The 1,013-nt window shown below is 46.3% G+C and carries 1 pseudogene (running past one end of the window); it reads right to left on the bottom strand.

The window, feature by feature from the left end:
• Positions 1–1,013, bottom strand: a pseudogene (locus FVQ77_15135) (T9SS type B sorting domain-containing protein) (it extends 1,828 nt beyond the left edge of the window).

Raw genomic sequence — 1,013 nt, 5'->3', positions numbered from 1 at the left:
ATAACGCTGTCGCATCCGGCTATGGTGGTTAACGTATCGTTATAGACGCCTGCTGATGTTACCCATGAACTATCAGGTAGTTGTATGCTGTCGCCCTGGCAGATAGAAGCAGAAGCAGCAATATTGTAAATGGAATCAACAGATATGGTAGTTGCGATAACGCTGTCACATCCGGCAATGGTGGTCAGCGTATCGTTGTATATGCCTGCTGTTGTTGCCCACGACCCACCCGGTAACTGTATGCTGTCGCCCTGGCAAATGGATGCGGAGGCAGCAATAAAGTAAACCGAATCAACAGTAACGGTGGTAGTGATAACGCTGTCGCATCCGGCAATGGTGGTCAGCGTATCGTTGTATATACCTGCTGTCGTTACCCACGATCCGCCCGGTAACTGGATGCTATCGCCCTGGCAGATGGCAGCAGAAGCAGGAATATTGTAAATGGAATCAACGGATATGGTAGTTGCGATAACGCTGTCGCATCCGGTTAGGGTGGTTAGCGTGTCTATATAGACGCCTGCTATTGCTGCGTATGAACCACCAGGCAGCAGCATGCTATCGCCCTGGCAGATGGATGCTGATGTTGAAGTTGTTATTACCAGTGGTTCTGTAATGGTTACTAGTATAGAATCTATACATCCGTTCGTATCAGTTACTACAACGGTATAAGTTCCGGCAGCTAAACCACTTACACTATTGAAAGTATCTGCAGTTCCCAGGGTACTATCACCACTTGACCAACTATAATCGTAGGGGGACGTACCACCCGATAAGGTTACTGTTGCCCCGCCATCTGCACCCCCGTTACAAGTTACATTACTATCTACGATCATAGTTAAAAGGATATCAGCAGGTTGAGAAAGTATGATACTTTCAACAGCATTACAGCCATTACTATCCGTGAGCGTAACGTTATAGGTTGCGGCAGTTAAAGTATCAATATCTTCGGTTGTATCACCAATGGACCACAAATAAGAATATGGTAAAGTTCCGCCAGAAGCTGAAATGTATAT

This window comes from Cytophagales bacterium (assembly GCA_019456305.1).
GTDB lineage: Bacteria > Bacteroidota > Bacteroidia > Cytophagales > VRUD01 > VRUD01.
Note: the sequence above shows the minus strand (reverse complement) of the source record. Positions and strands in the feature narration are given on the sequence as shown.